Here is a 15,690-nt window from a genome sequence, read left to right on the forward strand (position 1 = left end):
GTCTTGCGGGACACCCGCACCCGGTCGGCTTTCATGAGCGAGGGAACAGCAATTTTCGCTCATGACGCCTCCGTCCGCTCCGCCCCCCACGTTAACCAAACGGCAGGACGCGAGTTCCGGGGGTGCTACGCCGGGAAGTGGTGTTCCCAGATCTCGCGGGAAGCCTTGATCGGATCGGCGGCCACCGTGGGCGGGACGTTCCAGATCCGGGTTTGGCGGTCGGCCATCGAATAGGCGGGCCAACCCGGATCACCGGTTGCGGCGAAAGCCACCCACGCCTCGCGCAGCTCGCTCGACAGGCGCTCGAAGTCGGGCGGAACCTCGTCGCCGAACATCGGTTGGCCGACCCCGCTTTCGGCGACGCCGAAGGTGAACGGCACGTCCAACCCGTGGCAGGCCCCGAAAGCGCCATCGCGCACCGGGCTCGGCCAGGTGAACTCGTAGGCATAGCTGCGACCGCCCCCGGTGGCATGCCCTTCGGCGCACCACAGCGACGGCATCCGGAACAGCTGATCGCTGAGCATCAGCGTGTACAGATCCGCGTCCGCGATTCCCGAGTATCCGGACCGGTAGTCGTCCACCACCGACGCCGCCAGTCGCAGGTCCCGCGCGAGCGCGGCCGGATCAAGGACCCCCACGGGCAAGTCCAATGTCCACAGTCGACACTCGTCGGCGTTGAACCCGCTGATGAGATCCACCCCTCGGCCCATGCCGCTGCGCAGCGCGGCCCACGGCAGGTCGTCGAGCACCTCTCCGTCGAGGACCACCGCGTACGGCGTGGGATTCGTCCACGCCGAGCGGTTCTGGCTCATCTCCGCCATCACAGCCAGTTGCGCCGCGTGTACCGCTTCGGACGGCAGCGTCCCGAGCGCCTCGGCCGTCGCGGCAACGCCCAGTTGGCCAGTGATCAGCTCACCGAGCTTGCGGGCTTCGTCCTCGTCGCAGAACAGCGAACCGACGCTCTGCGCGATGCCACGCCGAAACAGGCCCTGCCGGGCGGATCCGCCGACCAGCGTCACCACTGAGGTCGCCCCGGACGACTCGCCGAAGATCGTCACGTTGTCCGGGTCACCGCCGAACGCGCTGATGTTGTCGCGCACCCAGCGCAACGCGGCGAGCTGGTCCAGGACGCCGCGATTCGCCGGAGCGTCCGAAACCCAGCCGAAACCCTCGTAGCCGACCCGGTAGTTCACCGTCACGAGCACCACGCCGGAACTCGCCAGCAGCGACCCGTCGAAGGTCGGGCTGTCGCTGGTCCCACCCAGGTACGTGCCACCGTGGATCCAGACCATCACCGGCAGCCCGCCGCCGAGATCCGGCGTCGACACGTTGACGCTGAGGCAGTCGGTGCTGTCACCGGGCTGCCACGGCGACGGGATGCCCGGCACCATCGCGGGTTGCGGCACCGACGCGCTGGAAGCCGAGGCGTCCCGCACCCCGTCCCAAGAATCCGGGGCCACCGGCGCCTGGAACCGACGAGGCCCGTCCAACGGCGCGGCATACGGAATCCCCTTGAACACGAAGACACCACCGCTGGTGGTGCCACGCACCGCGCCGTTACCAGTCCGCACCAAAAGATCCATGCCGCCATACAACCATGCTGGCGGGCGATTTGTCGGGTTGCTTCCCGATGTTGGGAACGCGCGGATGAGCGCTTCGCCGGTCCTCGATCCGTCACGCCGGGAGGTAGCGCTGCCAAATCTCGCGGGATGGCTTGATCGTGTCCGCGACGACCGTGGCAGGCACGTTCCACACCCGCGTCCGGCGCTCAGCGGCGGTGTAAGCGGGCCAGCCCGGATCGCCGGTGGCGGCGAAGGAGGTCCACGCCTTGCGCAGTTCCGCCGACAGGACCGCGAAGTCCGGTGGCACCTCGGCGCCGAACATCGGCTGGGTGAGCTCGCTCTCGGCCACACCGAAGGTGAACGGCACATCCAACCCGTGGCAGGCTCCCAGCGCGCCGTCACGTGCCGGGCTCGGCCAGGCGAACTCGTACAGGTAGCTGCGGCCACCGGCTTCGGCGTGGCCCTCGGCGCACCACGCCGCGGGAATCCGGAACAACTGGTCGGTCAGCAGCAGGGTGTGCAGATCCGCGTCGGAGATGCCCGAGTACCGGGTGCGGTATTCGTCGAGCACCGACGGCTCCAACCGCAGCCCGCGCGCCATCTCGGCGGGGTCCCGCTGCTCCGCCGGGAGGTCCGCGGTGAACAGCTTGCCCTCGTCGGTGTTGAAACCGCTGATCAGATCCACGCCGCGACCGGCACCGGAACGCAGCGCCACCCACGGCAGGTCGGCGAGCACGTCGCCGTCGAGGACCACCCCGTACGGTGTGGAGTTGGTCCACGCCGAGCGGTTCTGACCGATCTCCACCATCGCGGACACCTGCGCGCCGTGGAACACCTCCGGCGGCAGCGCGCCCAATCCTTCGGCGGTGGTCGGAGCGCCGAGTTGGCCGGTGATCAGATCGCCGATCTTGCGAGCCTCGTCCTCGTCGCAGAACAGCGAACCGATGCTCTGCGCGATGCCGCGGCGGAACAACCCAGCTCGGGCCGAGCCGCCGACCAGCACGCCCACCGAGGTGCCACCGGCCGACTCGCCGAAGATCGTCACGTTGTCCGGATCGCCGCCGAACGAGGTGATGTTGTCGCGCACCCACCGCAGCGCGGCCAACTGGTCCAGGATGCCGCGGTTGGCCGGTGCGTCGGACACCCAGCCGAAACCCTCGTAGCCGACCCGGTAGTTCACCGTCACCACGACCACGCCGGAACTCGCCAGCAGCGATCCGTCGTAGGCCGGGCTGTCGCTGCCGCCAGCCATGAACGCGCCGCCGTGGATCCAGACCATTACCGGCAGTCCGCCGCCGCGGTCCGGAGTCCACACGTTGACGCTGAGGCAGTCGGTGCTGTCGCCGGGCTGCCACAAGCTCGGCAGGCCCAGCCCCATCGCGGGCTGCGGCACCGACGCGCTGAACGCCGACGCGTCCCGCACGCCCTCCCACCGCTGCGGTGCCACCGGCGCCTGGAACCGGCGCGGGCCGTCCAACGGCGCCGCGTACGGAATTCCCTTGAAAACGCTCACTTCACCATCGGCGGCGCCCCGCACCGCGCCGTACTCGGTCCGCACCACTAGATCCATGCCGCCATACAACCACCAAAACCGCGGCCGTGTCGGGCGTAATCGGTCGGGCATGTTCACGACCGGTCGTCGAGTTCGGCGACCGCCAGCGGCAGCGCCTCGCTGAGCTTCTCCAAGTCCGGTAGCGCGGCACGGTTGGCCTGCACGCCGACGTGCACGGTGTCGCGGAACTGCGACACGGCGACGGCCAACGCGTGCCCTACCGCCAACGGGGCCACCGGGTAGACCTCGGCCAACTCCGCCCCGGCCAGCGCTGCTGGGAAGGCTGGCAGCGGCACGTTCGTGATCACCGTGTCGAACAGCAGCGCCGCGCCCTGACCGGCCAGCGGGGTGGCCACCTGGTGCACGATCTGCGGCACCCGACCGGCCAGCACCGGGAAAGCACCGGGACCGCGCAGCGGACCCGCGCTCTTGTTGCAGCCCATCGACGCCCGGATCGCGCGCAACCGCGCGACCGGATCCGGCTCACCCACCGGCAGATCGCACAGATAACCCGACAGCTGGTTGTTCCCGCGCGTGCCGTTGCCGCCGCGGCGGCGGCACACCGGGATCAGCGCCCGCGCCGGCAAGTCCTCGACGGGATGTCCGCGGGCGCTCAGCCAGCGGCGCAACGCCCCGGCGAGCACCGCGAGCATCACGTCGTTGGTGGTGCCGCCATGGCGGGCGCGGATCCGGCGCAGATCGGCGAGATCGATCGGGATCAACGCCACCCGCCGCGCCATCGAGGACGCGGCGCGCAGCGGGGAATCCGGCATCGGCACCCGCATGTTGCGCAGCACCGACGAAGCGATGACCAGCGACTCACCAGATTTGGACAGCGTCCCGCGCACCGTGTCGACCAACTGCTGCGGACTCCGGAACATCTCCAGCGCACCGCCGAGCGGGTTGCGCGGCACCTCCGGCCGCGCCTCGGCGGCGGGACCCGGCGCGAAACCGTCGAGCAGGCCCAGACCGATCTCGACGGCGTCCCGGCCGTCGGCCAACGCGTGGTGGAACTTCACCAGCACCGCGAACCGATCCCCGTCCAGCCCGGTGATCAGGTGCAGTTCCCAGAGCGGCCGACGCCGGTCCAGCGGGTCCGCGAGCAACTCCGCGACCAGCGCGGCCAGCTCTTCGCGACCGCCTGGTGAGGGCACCTGGTGGCGGTGCACGTGCCGCGCGGCGTCGAAGTCCGGCGCTTCCGCCCAATGGGCCTGGCCAGGCAGCCACGACTGGGCGAGCCGCAGCCGCAACCTGGCGATGCGCTGGGCCCGCTCCGCCAGCAGTCCCGCCAGCCGGACCGGATCCACCGGCTCCGTCGGGTGGAACACCGCTACCGCACCGACGTGCATCGGCGCGGTGTCCTGCTCCAGGCACAGGAACGCCCAGTCGAGCGCGCTGACCTCGCATGTCGTCGCCATCGCCGCACCTCACCGCACGAATTCGGGAATGTTGCCGGAACAATTAGGTAATTCGCAATTTTGGTCAGCCGGGTTACGAAGCGGTTTCCGATTCCGAAACCCCTAGCGATCGGCAGATCCAGGCGGTGAGCTGATCACCGAGCGGCTCGAATGATCGCCCGGCGGAGGTGGAAAGGAATTCGTTTTCCACTGGCGGGTCTGCGAGTCTGGGCAACGCTGGCGGCAACAGCACTGACGTGGTCCTTCCGGTCGCGGGGCGGCACTCGACGGCGCATTTTTCCGGGCCGGTTTGATCCAGTGCACCGTCGCACCTGGAGACGCGACAATAGTCCGAAATGAACTTCGGGGAACACTTGGAGCGCGCGTCGGCCCTAGCGAAAAAGTGGAACATCGAGTACCGGCGCACGCAACCCAGCCGGGCCCCGGAGCGGACATTGATCACTGCGGTGGGTGCCAATTCGCCGCGCCCGCCTCACCCACAAGCATGCAACGCGACCGAACGGCGCGTTCCCGGTGAGCGGATCGATGACACCGCGCACAAGCCGGACCGGAACCCGGAGCCTCGGTGCGTGACCAACCTCACTCGGAATGCCGAACCCGGCGAGGGTCGGCCAACCCCGGTACGCGAAACCCCGCCGCCCCAGGCCATCGCTGGGGGCGGCGGGGTTTCGGTCCCGACGTCAGGCGGCCTTCAGGACGCCATCGGCCAACCCGAGGTTGGCCACCACCTCGCGGGTCGCCTTGGCCCGGTTGAGGCTGTAGAAGTGCAGCGCCGGTACGCCTTCGGCGATCAGCTTCTCGCAGAGCCGGGTGGTGAGCTCCAGCCCGGCCGCCCGGAACCCGGCCGCGTCCTCGCGCAGCGGATCCAGCACCGCCGACACCTCATCCGGAATCGTCATGTTGCTCAGCTGCGTGGTCATGCCCAGCACCCGCGGCGTGGTGATCGGCATGATCCCCGGCAGCAGCGGCTGGTGGCAGCCCCGCTGCGCCAGCCGGTCCCGCAGCCGCAGGAAGTACTCCGGCTGCAGGAACATCTGCGCCACCGAGAAGTCCGCCCCGGCCCGCAGCTTGTTGACCATGTGCCGGATGTCGGACTCCAGGTCCGGCGAACGCGGGTGCATGTGCGGGAACGCCGCGACGCCCACGCTGAAGTCACCGCACTCGCGCACCAGCCGGACCAGTTCCTCGGCGTAGGTGATGCCCTCCGGATGAGGAATCCACTCGCCCATCGGGTCGCCCGGCGGATCTCCGCGGATCGCCAGCACGTTGCGGATGCCTTCGGCCGCGTACGAACCGATGACGTGCCGCAGTTCGGCGATCGAGTGGTTCACCCCGGTCAGATGCGCCACCGGCACCAGGGTGGTGTCGCTGGCGATCCGACCGGTGGTGCGCACCGTGCGGTCTCGGCTGGACCCGCCCGCGCCGTAGGTCACCGACACGTAGGCCGGGTCCAGCGGCTCCAGCTCCCGGATGGCCCGCCACAGCTGGCGTTCCTCTTCGTCGGACTTCGGCGGGAAGAACTCCACCGAGAACACCGTCTGTCCGGGGCGCAGCCGGTCGATGACCCGAGTCATGCCTGGTCTCCTTCTCAACGAGAAATCGATCAGTACCGGTAGTGGTCTGGCTTGTAGGGGCCGTCCACGTCAACGCCGATGTAGGCGGCCTGCTCCTTCGTCAGCTTGGTGAGTTTGACGCCCAGCGCGTCCAGGTGCAGCCTCGCGACCTTCTCGTCGAGGTGCTTGGGCAGCACGTAGACCTGCTTGTCGTACTCACCCGGCTTGGTGAACAGCTCGATCTGCGCGATCGTCTGGTTGGTGAAGGAGTTCGACATCACGAAGCTCGGGTGCCCGGTTGCGTTGCCCAGGTTGAGCAGCCGCCCCTCGGACAGCACGATGATCGAGTGCCCGTCGGCGAAGACGTACTCGTGGACCTGCGGCTTGATCTCCTGCTTGCGGACGCCCGGCACCTTCTCCAGACCGGCCATGTCGATCTCGTTGTCGAAGTGGCCGATGTTGCCCACGATCGCCTGGTGCTTCATCTTCGCCATGTGCTCGGCGGTGATGATGTTGAAGTTGCCGGTCGTGGTCACGAAGATGTCCGCGGTCTCCACCACGTCGTCCAGCACGGCGACCTGGTAGCCGTCCATCGCCGCCTGCAGGGCGCAGATCGGGTCGATCTCGGTGACGATCACCCGAGCGCCCTGTCCGCGCAGCGACTCGGCGCAGCCCTTGCCCACGTCGCCGTAGCCGCAGACCACCGCGACCTTGCCGCCGATGAGCACGTCGGTGGCGCGATTGATGCCGTCGACCAGCGAGTGGCGGCAGCCGTACTTGTTGTCGAACTTGGACTTGGTGACCGAATCGTTGACGTTGATCGCCGGGAACAGCAGGTCACCGGTCTTGGCCAGCTCGTAGAGCCGGTGCACGCCGGTGGTGGTCTCCTCGGTGACGCCCTTGATCTCGCCCGCGATCTTGGTGAACCGCTTGCCGTCGGCGGCGATGCTGTCGCGCAGCGTCGCCAGGATCACCTTGTACTCCTCCGGGTCGTCGGCGCTGGCCTGCGGCACCGCACCGGCGGCCTCGAACTCCGCACCCTTGTGCACCAGCAGGGTGGCGTCGCCACCGTCGTCGAGGATCATGTTCGGGCCCTGGTCACCGAACCGGAACAGCTGGTCGGTGCACCACCAGTAGTCCTCCAGCGTCTCGCCCTTCCAGGCGAACACCGAGACGCCCTCGGGCTTTTCCGGAGTGCCGTTCGGGCCGATCACGACGGCCGCCGCGGCCTCGTCCTGGGTGGAGAAGATGTTGCAGGACACCCAGCGGACCTCAGCGCCCAGCGCGACCAGGGTCTCGATGAGCACCGCCGTCTGCACGGTCATGTGCAGCGAACCGGCGATCCGCGCACCCTTCAACGGCTGCGCGGCCGCGTACTCCTTGCGAGTGGCCATCAGACCCGGCATCTCGTGCTCGGCCAGCCGGATCTGGTGCCGCCCGGCCTCGGCCAGCGCCAAGTCCTTGACGGCGAACTCCAGGCCGCCTGCCTGCTGCAGCTTCGCGCTCATGGTTTCCTTTCTAGTTTCCCCATCTGGTTACGGGTGTCGGACCAGCGGTATCAGGTGTTGAAGTACTTCGCCTCGGGGTGGTGGGCGATGATCGCGTCGGTGGACTGCTCGGGGTGCAGCTGGAACTCCTCGGAGAGCACCACGCCGATGCGCTCGGACTCCAGCAGGTCGACGATCTTGGCCCGGTCCTCGATGTCCGGGCAGGCGCCGTAGCCGAAGGAGTACCGCGCGCCGCGGTAGCCGAGCTTGAAGAACTCCTGCACGTCGGCCGGGTCGTCCTGGGCCACCGAGCCGCCGGAGGCCCACCGCAGTTCCCGCCGGACGCGCCGGTGCCAGTACTCGGCCAGCGCTTCGGTGAGCTGCACGCCCATGCCGTGCACCTCCAGGTAATCCCGGTAGGCGTTGCGGGCGAACAGGTCGTTGGCGTAGTCGGCGATCGGCTGGCCCATGGTGACCAGCTGCATCGGCAGCACGTCCACCTGACCGGTCTGCTCGGCCTGCTCCCGGCTGCGGAAGAAGTCGGCCAGGCACAGCCGTCGGTCGCGCTTCTGCCGCGGGAAGAAGAAGCGGTGCAGTTCCGGGGCATCCGGCTCGTCCTTGTCCAGCACCACGACGTGGTTGCCCTCGGACACGCACGGGAAGTAGCCGTAGACCACGGCCGCGTGCTGCAGGATGCCCGCGGTGGACAGCTCGTCGATCCAGTGCCGCAGCCGCGGTCGGCCCTCTGACTCGACGAGCTCCTCGTAGGACGGTCCCTCGCCCTTCTTCGCGCCGCGCAGGCCCCACTGCCCGAAGAAGGTGGCCCGCTCGTCCAGCAGCGCCAGGTAGTCGGCGACCGCGATGCCCTTGATCACCCGCGAACCCCAGAACGGCGGTGTGGGCACCGGCGCATCGGCGTCCACATCGGACCGCGTGGTGTCGTCGTATTCGGGTTCCGCGCCCTGCTCGGCCTTGCGCTTCTCGGCGATGCGCAGCGACCGTTCGCGGCGTGCCTTGCGCTCGGCCTTCTTCGCTTCCTCCGCCGCGTCTTCCGCGGGGCTGTCACCGCGCTTGACCGACATCAGCCGGTCCATCAGGTGCAGGCCCTCGAAGGCGTCCTTGGCGTAACGCACGTCCCCCTGGTAGAGCTCGTCGAGGTCGTGCTCCACATAGGACCGGGTCAGCGCCGCACCGCCGAGCAGCACCGGGTACCTCTCGGCGACGCCCCTGGCGTTCATCTCCGCCAGGTTGTCCTTCATGATCACAGTGGACTTCACCAGCAGCCCGGACATGCCGATGGCATCGACCCGGTGCTCCTCGGCGGCTTCCAGGATGGCGTTGATCGGCTGCTTGATGCCGATGTTGACCACGTCGTAGCCGTTGTTGGACACGATGATGTCGACCAGGTTCTTGCCGATGTCGTGCACATCGCCCTTGACGGTGGCCAGCAGCAGCTTGCCCTTGCCGCCGGAATCGTCCTTCTCCATGTGCGGTTCCAGGTAGGCGACGGCAGCCTTCATCACCTCGGCGGACTGCAGCACGAACGGCAACTGCATCTGCCCGGAGCCGAACAACTCGCCGACGACCTTCATACCCGCCAACAGGTTCTCGTTGATGATCCCCAACGGCGGCTTCTCGGCCATCGCCGCGTCCAGGTCCGCTTCCAGGCCGTTGCGCTCGCCATCCACGATTCGCCGCTCCAGGCGCTCGAACAGCGGCAGCTTCGCCAACTCCTCGGCCCGCGAAGCGCTGCTGGACTTCGCGGTCTGGCCCTCGAAGAGCTCCATCAACTTCTGCAACGGATCGTAGTCCTCGCGACGCCGGTCGTAGACCAGATCGAGGGCGACCTGCCGCTGCTCGTCGGGAATCTTGCTCATCGGCAGGATCTTCGACGCGTTGAGGATCGCGGTGTCCAGCCCGGCTTCCCGGCACTCGTTGAGGAACACCGAGTTGAGCACCTGGCGCGCCGCCGCGTTCAACCCGAAGGACACATTGGACAGACCCAGCGTGGTCTGCACCTCGGGATGGCGGCGCTTGAGCTCCCGGATCGCCTCGATGGTTTCGATGCCGTCCTTGCGGACCTCCTCCTGACCGGTGGAGATCGGGAACACCAGGCAGTCGATGATGATGTCGGATTCGCCCAGCCCCCAGTTGCCGGTGATGTCGGCGATCAGCCGCTCGGCGACCCGCAGCTTCCACTCCTTGGTGCGGGCTTGGCCCTCCTCGTCGATGCACAGCGCCACCACCGCCGCGCCGTGCTCGGCGACCAGGCGCATCACCCGCTGGAACCGCGAGTCCGGGCCGTCGCCGTCCTCGTAGTTCACCGAGTTCACCGCGCAGCGGCCACCGAGGTGCTCCAGACCCGTCTGGATCACCTCCGGCTCGGTGGAGTCGACCATGATCGGCAGCGTGGAGGAGGTCGCCAACCGACCGGCCAGCTCCCGCATGTCCGCCGCGCCGTCCCGACCGACGTAGTCCACGCACAGGTCCAGCATGTGCGCGCCCTCGCGGGTCTGGGCCTTGGCGATCTCGATGCAGTCGTCGTAGTGGCCCTCCAGCATCGCCTCGCGGAACGCCTTGGAACCGTTGGCGTTGGTCCGCTCACCGATGTTGAGGATCGAGGCGTCCTGCTCGAACGGCACCGCCTGGTACATCGACGCCACCGACGGCACGTAGTCCGGGACGCGCGGCGCGGGCGTCAACGCGCCGACCGCCTCGACCACCGCGCGCACGTGCTCGGTGGTGGTGCCGCAGCAGCCGCCGACCAGCCGGGCGCCGAAGTCGTTGACGAACCCGGCCAGCGCCTCGGCCAACTCGTCCGGCCGCAGCGGGTACACCGCACCGTTGGGGCCCAATTGCGGCAGACCGGCGTTGGGCATCACCGAGATCGGCACCCGCGAGTTCTGCGCCAGCACCCGCAGGTGCTCGCTCATCTCGGCCGGACCGGTCGCACAGTTCATCCCGATCAGGTCGATGCCCAGCGGCTCCAGCGCGGTCAGCGCGGCACCGATCTCCGAGCCGACCAGCATCGTCCCGGTGGTCTCCACGGTGACCTGCGCGATGATCGGCACCTGCCGCCCGGCCTGGGCCATCGCCCGCTTCGCAGCCACGATCGCGGCCTTGGTCTGCAACAGGTCCTGCGAGGTCTCCACCAGCACCACGTCGATGCCGCCGTCGAGCATGCCGAGCACCTGCTCGACGTAGGCATCGCGCAGCGTGGTGTAAGGCGCGTGGCCCAGCGTCGGCAGCTTGGTGCCCGGCCCGACGGAGCCCAGCACGAACCGCGGCCGGTCCGGGGTCGAGTACTCGTCGGCGGCCTGCCTGGCCAGCACCGAACCGGCTTCGGCCAGCTCCCGGATCCGCTCCGGGATGTCGTACTCGCCGAGGTTGGCGAGGTTCGCGCCGAAGGTGTTGGTCTCGATCGCATCCGATCCCGCCGCCAGGTAGCCCCGGTAGATCGAGGACACCACATCGGGCCGGGTCACGTTCAGGATCTCGTTGCAGCCCTCCAGGTTGGCGAAGTCGTCCAACGTCAGGTCGAAGCCCTGCAATGCGGTGCCCATGCCACCGTCGGCGACGAGGACCCGCTCCCCGACGGCGGCCAGGAACCCGCTCGGATCGTGCTGCCGCTCTGCCATGCCCGTGCTACTCCCCCATCCTCAGCGAAGCTTCGGCTCGACCTCTGCCGCAGCGGTGTCACCGTATGCCTCGGCGATTCGGGCGACGAACGAGTCCCGCTCGACCTGGTACTCCTGCGGCCCGTCGGTCTCCAGCGACACCGTCGCCAACGTGCAGCCAAGTTGCAGCGACCGCTCCAACCCCAGGTCGTGGGTCAAACCGGCCAGGAACCCGGCGCGCAGCGCGTCACCGACTCCGGTCGGGTCGCCCTTCTGCTTCTCCTTCGGCGGCGCGACCTGCACGGTCGGCTCCGTCCGGGACTCCACCTGGACGCCCTTGGGACCCAGCGAGGTCACCCAGATACCGACCCGCTCCAGCACCTCGGCGTGCGTCCAGCCGGTGCTCTGCAGCAGCAGACCGTGCTCGTACTCGTTGGTGAACAGGTATTCGGCGCCCTCGACCAGCCTGCGGATCGCCTCGCCCTCCATCCGGGCCAGCTGCTGGCCGGGGTCGGCGAGGAACGGGTAGCCGCGGTCCAGGGACTCCTGGGTGTGCCGCAGCATCGCGTCCGGGTCGTTGGCGGAGATCACCACCACGTCCAGGCCGCCGAGCCGGTCGGCGACCGGCTTGAGCTCGATCTCCCGCGCCTCGGCCATCGCGCCCGCGTAGAACGAGGCAATCTGGTTGAGGTCGGTGTCGGTGGTGCACAGGAACCGCGCGGTGTGCTTGGTCTCGGAGACGTGCACCGAGCCGGTGTCCACGCCGTGCCGTTCCAGCCACGCGCGGTACTCGTCGAAGTCGCGGCCCACCGCACCGACGAGGGCCGAACCCACGCCCAGCTGGCCGAGACCGAAGGTGATGTTCGCCGCGATCCCGCCGCGCCGCACCTCCAACTCGTCGACCAGGAACGACAGCGACACCTGCTGGAGACGATCAGCCACGAGCTGGTCGGTGAACCTACCGGGGTAGGACATCAGATGGTCGGTGGCGATCGAACCGGTCACCGCAATCCGCACTGCAACACTCCTTCACCAGGGTCGGCCGCCGCGACGGCGCCGACCTCGAAGCTCTACTGGACCTGGGCCGCCACGCCGACTGCGGGGCGCGGTCCACCACGCCCCGCAGTATTGCGCGACAGCCTCGTCGATCGACGTCAGATGCCCGCTGCGCTCTTCAGCGCCTCGGCCCGGTCGGTGCGCTCCCACGGCAGGTCGACATCGCCGCGCCCGAAATGACCGTACGCCGCGGTCTGGGCGTAGATCGGCCGCAAGAGGTCCAGGTCACGCACGATGGCCGCGGGGCGCAGGTCGAAGACCTCGTTGATCGCCGCCTGGATCTTGACCGGGTCGACGTTCTCGGTGCCGAAGGTCTCCACGAACAGACCCACCGGAGCCGCCTTGCCGATCGCGTACGCCACCTGCACCTCGATGCGGCTGGCCAGGCCAGCGGCCACCGCGTTCTTGGCGACCCACCGCGTCGCGTACGCCGCCGAGCGGTCCACCTTCGACGGGTCCTTGCCGGAGAACGCGCCACCGCCATGACGGGCCATGCCGCCGTAGGTGTCCACGATGATCTTCCGCCCGGTCAACCCCGCGTCGCCCATCGGGCCGCCGACCACGAACCGGCCGGTCGGGTTGACCAGCAGCCGCAGGTCGGTGGCGTCCAGCCCGACCCGCTCCAGCTCCGGGTCGATGACCTGGGCCTTGATGTCGCCGGTGAGCATGCCCTCCAGGTCGATGTCCGCGGCGTGCTGGGTGGACAGCACCACGGTGTCCAGCCGAACCGGCTGGTCGCCCGCGTACTCGATGGTGACCTGGGTCTTGCCGTCCGGCCGCAGGTACGGCAGCACGCCGTCCTTGCGGACCTTGGTCAGCCGCCGGGCGAGCCGGTGCGCCAGCGCGATCGGCAGCGGCATCAGCTCGTCGGTGTCGGTGCAGGCGTAGCCGAACATCAGGCCCTGGTCGCCAGCGCCCTGCTGGGCGATCTCGTCGCTGTCGCCCTCCACGCGCGACTCGTGGGCAGTGTTCACACCCTGCGCGATGTCCGGCGACTGCGACCCGATCGCCACGTTCACGCCGCAGGAGGCACCGTCGAAGCCCTTGGCCGAGGAGTCGTACCCGATCTCCAGGATCTTCTCCCGCACGATGGTCGGGATGTCCGCGTAGGCGGCCGTGGTCACTTCACCGGCTACGTGCACCTGACCGGTGGTGACCATGGTCTCCACCGCCACCCGCGAGCGCGGGTCCTGAGCCAACAACGCGTCCAGCACAGCGTCGCTGATCGCATCGCAGATCTTGTCCGGGTGTCCCTCGGTCACCGACTCGCTGGTGAACAACCTGCGGTTGATCTCACTCACGACTGCTCCTCACCTCACAGCTGATGCGGCTTCGATCTTTGCGTACGGTAGTTGGCGTTTTCTTGTCCCGGGGTCTCAGGCCCGAGCGTGGATGATCCCCCAGGCCAAGTTGCCCGCCTTGCCACCGGCGACCCAGTTCTGCAGCCCGGTCTTCATCTTCGTCCGGTACTCGTCGCTGATCCGGTCCGCCAGCTCCGCCTCCCGGCTCTCCAGCACCTCCAGCACCCGCGCGTAGTGCGTCGGCAGGTACTCGGTCAAGTCCTCGAACTCGAAGTTCTGCAGGCCGAGCCGGGCCAGCTCGCGGCGGTAGAAGCCGGGCGAGCCCATGGTGTCCAGGTTGAGCCGGGCCAGGATCGGGCCCAGGTCCTTCAACCGGGCGCTGTCGGCGGCCATCGGATCGGTGAAGATGAAGGAACCTCCGCCCTTGAGCACCCGGGTCACCTCCTCCAGGACCCGCTCCCGGTCGCCGCTGTGCAGGATCGCGTCCTGCGACCAGACGATGTCGAAAGCATTGTCCTGGAACGGGATGTCCTCGAAGGAACCGTCCTTGACCTCGATGAGCTCGTCCAGCCCGGCGGCCCGGTTGAACTCGACGTTGCGGGCGTTCTCGACCTCGCTGAGGTTCAGGCAGGCCACCTTGCAGCCGTAGGTCTTGGCGAGGTGGCGGGCCGCGCCGCCGTAGCCGGAACCGATGTCCAGGATGCGGGTGTCCGGGGTGATTTCGACCTTCTCGGCCATCCGCGCCACGGTGCGGCGCGAGGCGGTGTCGATGTCCTCGTCCGGGGTCTGGTAAAGGCCGATGTGAATGTCGTTGCCGCCCCAGACGTGGTAGTAGAAGTTGTCCGCGTCCTCGGAGTTGTAGTAGTCCCGCGCGGTGTGCACCGCGGTGGAGTACACATCGGACAGTTCTTCGTCCGGGCGGTACTTCTTCTCGGCGACGTGAATGAAGAAGTCCGGTTCGTCGTCGTGGTAGGTCTCCTGGAAGTCACCGTAGGTGTCGATCCGCTGGAAACCGACCTCGCGCATCAGCCGCCGCACGTAGTTCTTCCGCAGCGGATACATGTTCAGGAAGAATTCAGATCGGTCCGGGAAAGTATACTTGAACCGGGCCAGGCCCTCGTCGATGTAATCCGGCTCCGCGGAGACGTCCTCACCGGCGTAGTAATACGTGTGCTTCGAGGAGAACCCGTTGTCCAGAATGGCGTCGTAATTCCGCTGGTCGATGATCAATACACCGTCGTGCTTGAGCATCGCGTAGAACTCGGCCAGCGCCTTGCGCCGATCGCGTTCGGAGAACAGGTGGGTGAAGGAGTTGCCCAGGCAGATGATCGCGTCGTATTCGCCGTGGACATCACGATTCAGCCAGCGCCAGTCGGCGTGCACCACGCGCAAAATGTGCCCGCCGTAGGTGAGGCCGTTGCTGAACGCCTTGGCCAGCATCTGCGGGCTACCGTCGGCGCTGACGGCCTCGAAGCCCTCCTCCAGCAGCCGCACCGAGTGGAAGCCGGTGCCGGTGGCCACGTCCAGCACCGAGCGGACGTCGCGTGCCTTGAGCTGATCGATGAAGAACGAACCCTCGCTCTGGTACCGCTTCTTCCAGTCGATCAGTTCGTCCCATTTTTCGACGAAACCACCGACGTACTCGTAGGTGTAATGGTCCGATTCGCGCACGTCCAACGGGTTCTCGCCGAACACCTGCTCCTCGCGGGCCACCAGATCAGCGGTATCCGGAGACCCGGGGCGTTCGCCTGAAGCAAGATCGTCCACGCTCTTGGCCATTCTTCACTCCCACCACTCGCGTTGGTCATGCGCCACCGCAGCACCCGGGTACGCGAAAAGTCCGTGCCCCGAGCTCGTCCGTGCCCGTGCCGGGTCGCCACTGCGAAAAAAGGCAACGCCTGGATCGGCGTGGGCAGCCGAGAAACGCTCAAGGCCGCAACACCTACGCCGATCGCCCGCCAGTCGGCACCTTTGCCGACCAGCCCGACGCTTATTCCTGCGTCGATTAACCAAACTAGGCGAAGGAGATCGCGATGCAAGCGTACAAACGTGTGACACTAATCACCAGAATACGATGATTGCGTGATTCGCATTGTCACCCTGGGTGAATAAATGCGCTGCCACCAGCGCCGATTCGGCGCATT

9 protein-coding genes are annotated in these 15,690 nt (G+C 67.9%); all 9 read right to left on the reverse strand.

The genetic code is table 11. The annotated features are described in order from the left end of the window. Nucleotides 1-125: 125 nt before the first annotated feature. The 9 genes from MOQ72_RS09125 to MOQ72_RS09165 all read right to left on the reverse strand — a co-directional run bounded on the left by MOQ72_RS09125 (nt 126) and on the right by MOQ72_RS09165 (nt 15,325). Entirely contained in the window at nt 126-1,583 is a 1,458-nt protein-coding gene (locus tag MOQ72_RS09125) for a carboxylesterase/lipase family protein (protein WP_242181927.1), read from the reverse strand. Nucleotides 1,584-1,674: 91 nt separating this feature from the next. Then, nucleotides 1,675-3,132: a carboxylesterase/lipase family protein gene (locus MOQ72_RS09130; protein ID WP_242181929.1), complete on the reverse strand. Its 1,458-nt coding sequence runs from the start codon at nt 3,130-3,132 to the stop codon at nt 1,675-1,677. A 56-nt stretch (nt 3,133-3,188) separates the two neighbouring features. Next, nucleotides 3,189-4,532: a wax ester/triacylglycerol synthase family O-acyltransferase gene (locus MOQ72_RS09135; protein WP_242181931.1), complete on the reverse strand. Its 1,344-nt coding sequence runs from the start codon at nt 4,530-4,532 to the stop codon at nt 3,189-3,191. A 680-nt stretch (nt 4,533-5,212) separates the two neighbouring features. Next, complete coding sequence (locus MOQ72_RS09140; RefSeq protein ID WP_242181934.1) at nt 5,213-6,106, reverse strand: methylenetetrahydrofolate reductase; 894 nt, start codon at nt 6,104-6,106, stop codon at nt 5,213-5,215. A gap of 29 nt (nt 6,107-6,135) precedes the next feature. Next, on the reverse strand, nt 6,136-7,593 hold the full coding sequence (ahcY, locus tag MOQ72_RS09145; RefSeq protein WP_242181936.1) for an adenosylhomocysteinase: 1,458 nt from the start codon (nt 7,591-7,593) through the stop codon (nt 6,136-6,138). Nucleotides 7,594-7,643: 50 nt separating this feature from the next. Further along, on the reverse strand, nt 7,644-11,210 hold the full coding sequence (gene metH / locus MOQ72_RS09150; RefSeq protein WP_242181938.1) for a methionine synthase: 3,567 nt from the start codon (nt 11,208-11,210) through the stop codon (nt 7,644-7,646). Nucleotides 11,211-11,231: 21 nt separating this feature from the next. Beyond that, nucleotides 11,232-12,206, reverse strand: a complete 975-nt coding sequence (locus tag MOQ72_RS09155; protein WP_242181940.1) for a carbohydrate kinase family protein — start codon at nt 12,204-12,206, stop codon at nt 11,232-11,234. A gap of 137 nt (nt 12,207-12,343) precedes the next feature. Then, on the reverse strand, nt 12,344-13,546 hold the full coding sequence (metK, locus tag MOQ72_RS09160) for a methionine adenosyltransferase (RefSeq protein ID WP_308197860.1): 1,203 nt from the start codon (nt 13,544-13,546) through the stop codon (nt 12,344-12,346). Between the two features lie 75 nt (nt 13,547-13,621). Then, on the reverse strand, nt 13,622-15,325 hold the full coding sequence (locus MOQ72_RS09165) for a glycine/sarcosine N-methyltransferase (protein ID WP_242181942.1): 1,704 nt from the start codon (nt 15,323-15,325) through the stop codon (nt 13,622-13,624). Nucleotides 15,326-15,690: the final 365 nt, after the last annotated feature.

Source organism: Saccharopolyspora soli, from assembly GCF_022678645.1.
Taxonomy (GTDB): Bacteria; Actinomycetota; Actinomycetes; order Mycobacteriales; family Pseudonocardiaceae; genus Saccharopolyspora; species Saccharopolyspora soli.

Excerpts from the sequence above, each read along its gene's own strand:
- MOQ72_RS09125 (WP_242181927.1), bottom strand. The coding sequence starts at position 1,583 with ATGGATCTTTTGGTGCGGACTGGTAACGGCGCGGTGCGTGGCACCACC.
- MOQ72_RS09130 (WP_242181929.1), bottom strand. The coding sequence starts at position 3,132 with ATGGATCTAGTGGTGCGGACCGAGTACGGCGCGGTGCGGGGCGCCGCC.
- MOQ72_RS09135 (WP_242181931.1), bottom strand. The coding sequence starts at position 4,532 with ATGGCGACGACATGCGAGGTCAGCGCGCTCGACTGGGCGTTCCTGTGC.
- MOQ72_RS09140 (WP_242181934.1), bottom strand. The coding sequence starts at position 6,106 with ATGACTCGGGTCATCGACCGGCTGCGCCCCGGACAGACGGTGTTCTCG.
- ahcY (WP_242181936.1), bottom strand. The coding sequence starts at position 7,593 with ATGAGCGCGAAGCTGCAGCAGGCAGGCGGCCTGGAGTTCGCCGTCAAG.
- metH (WP_242181938.1), bottom strand. The coding sequence starts at position 11,210 with ATGGCAGAGCGGCAGCACGATCCGAGCGGGTTCCTGGCCGCCGTCGGG.
- MOQ72_RS09165 (WP_242181942.1), bottom strand. The coding sequence starts at position 15,325 with ATGGCCAAGAGCGTGGACGATCTTGCTTCAGGCGAACGCCCCGGGTCT.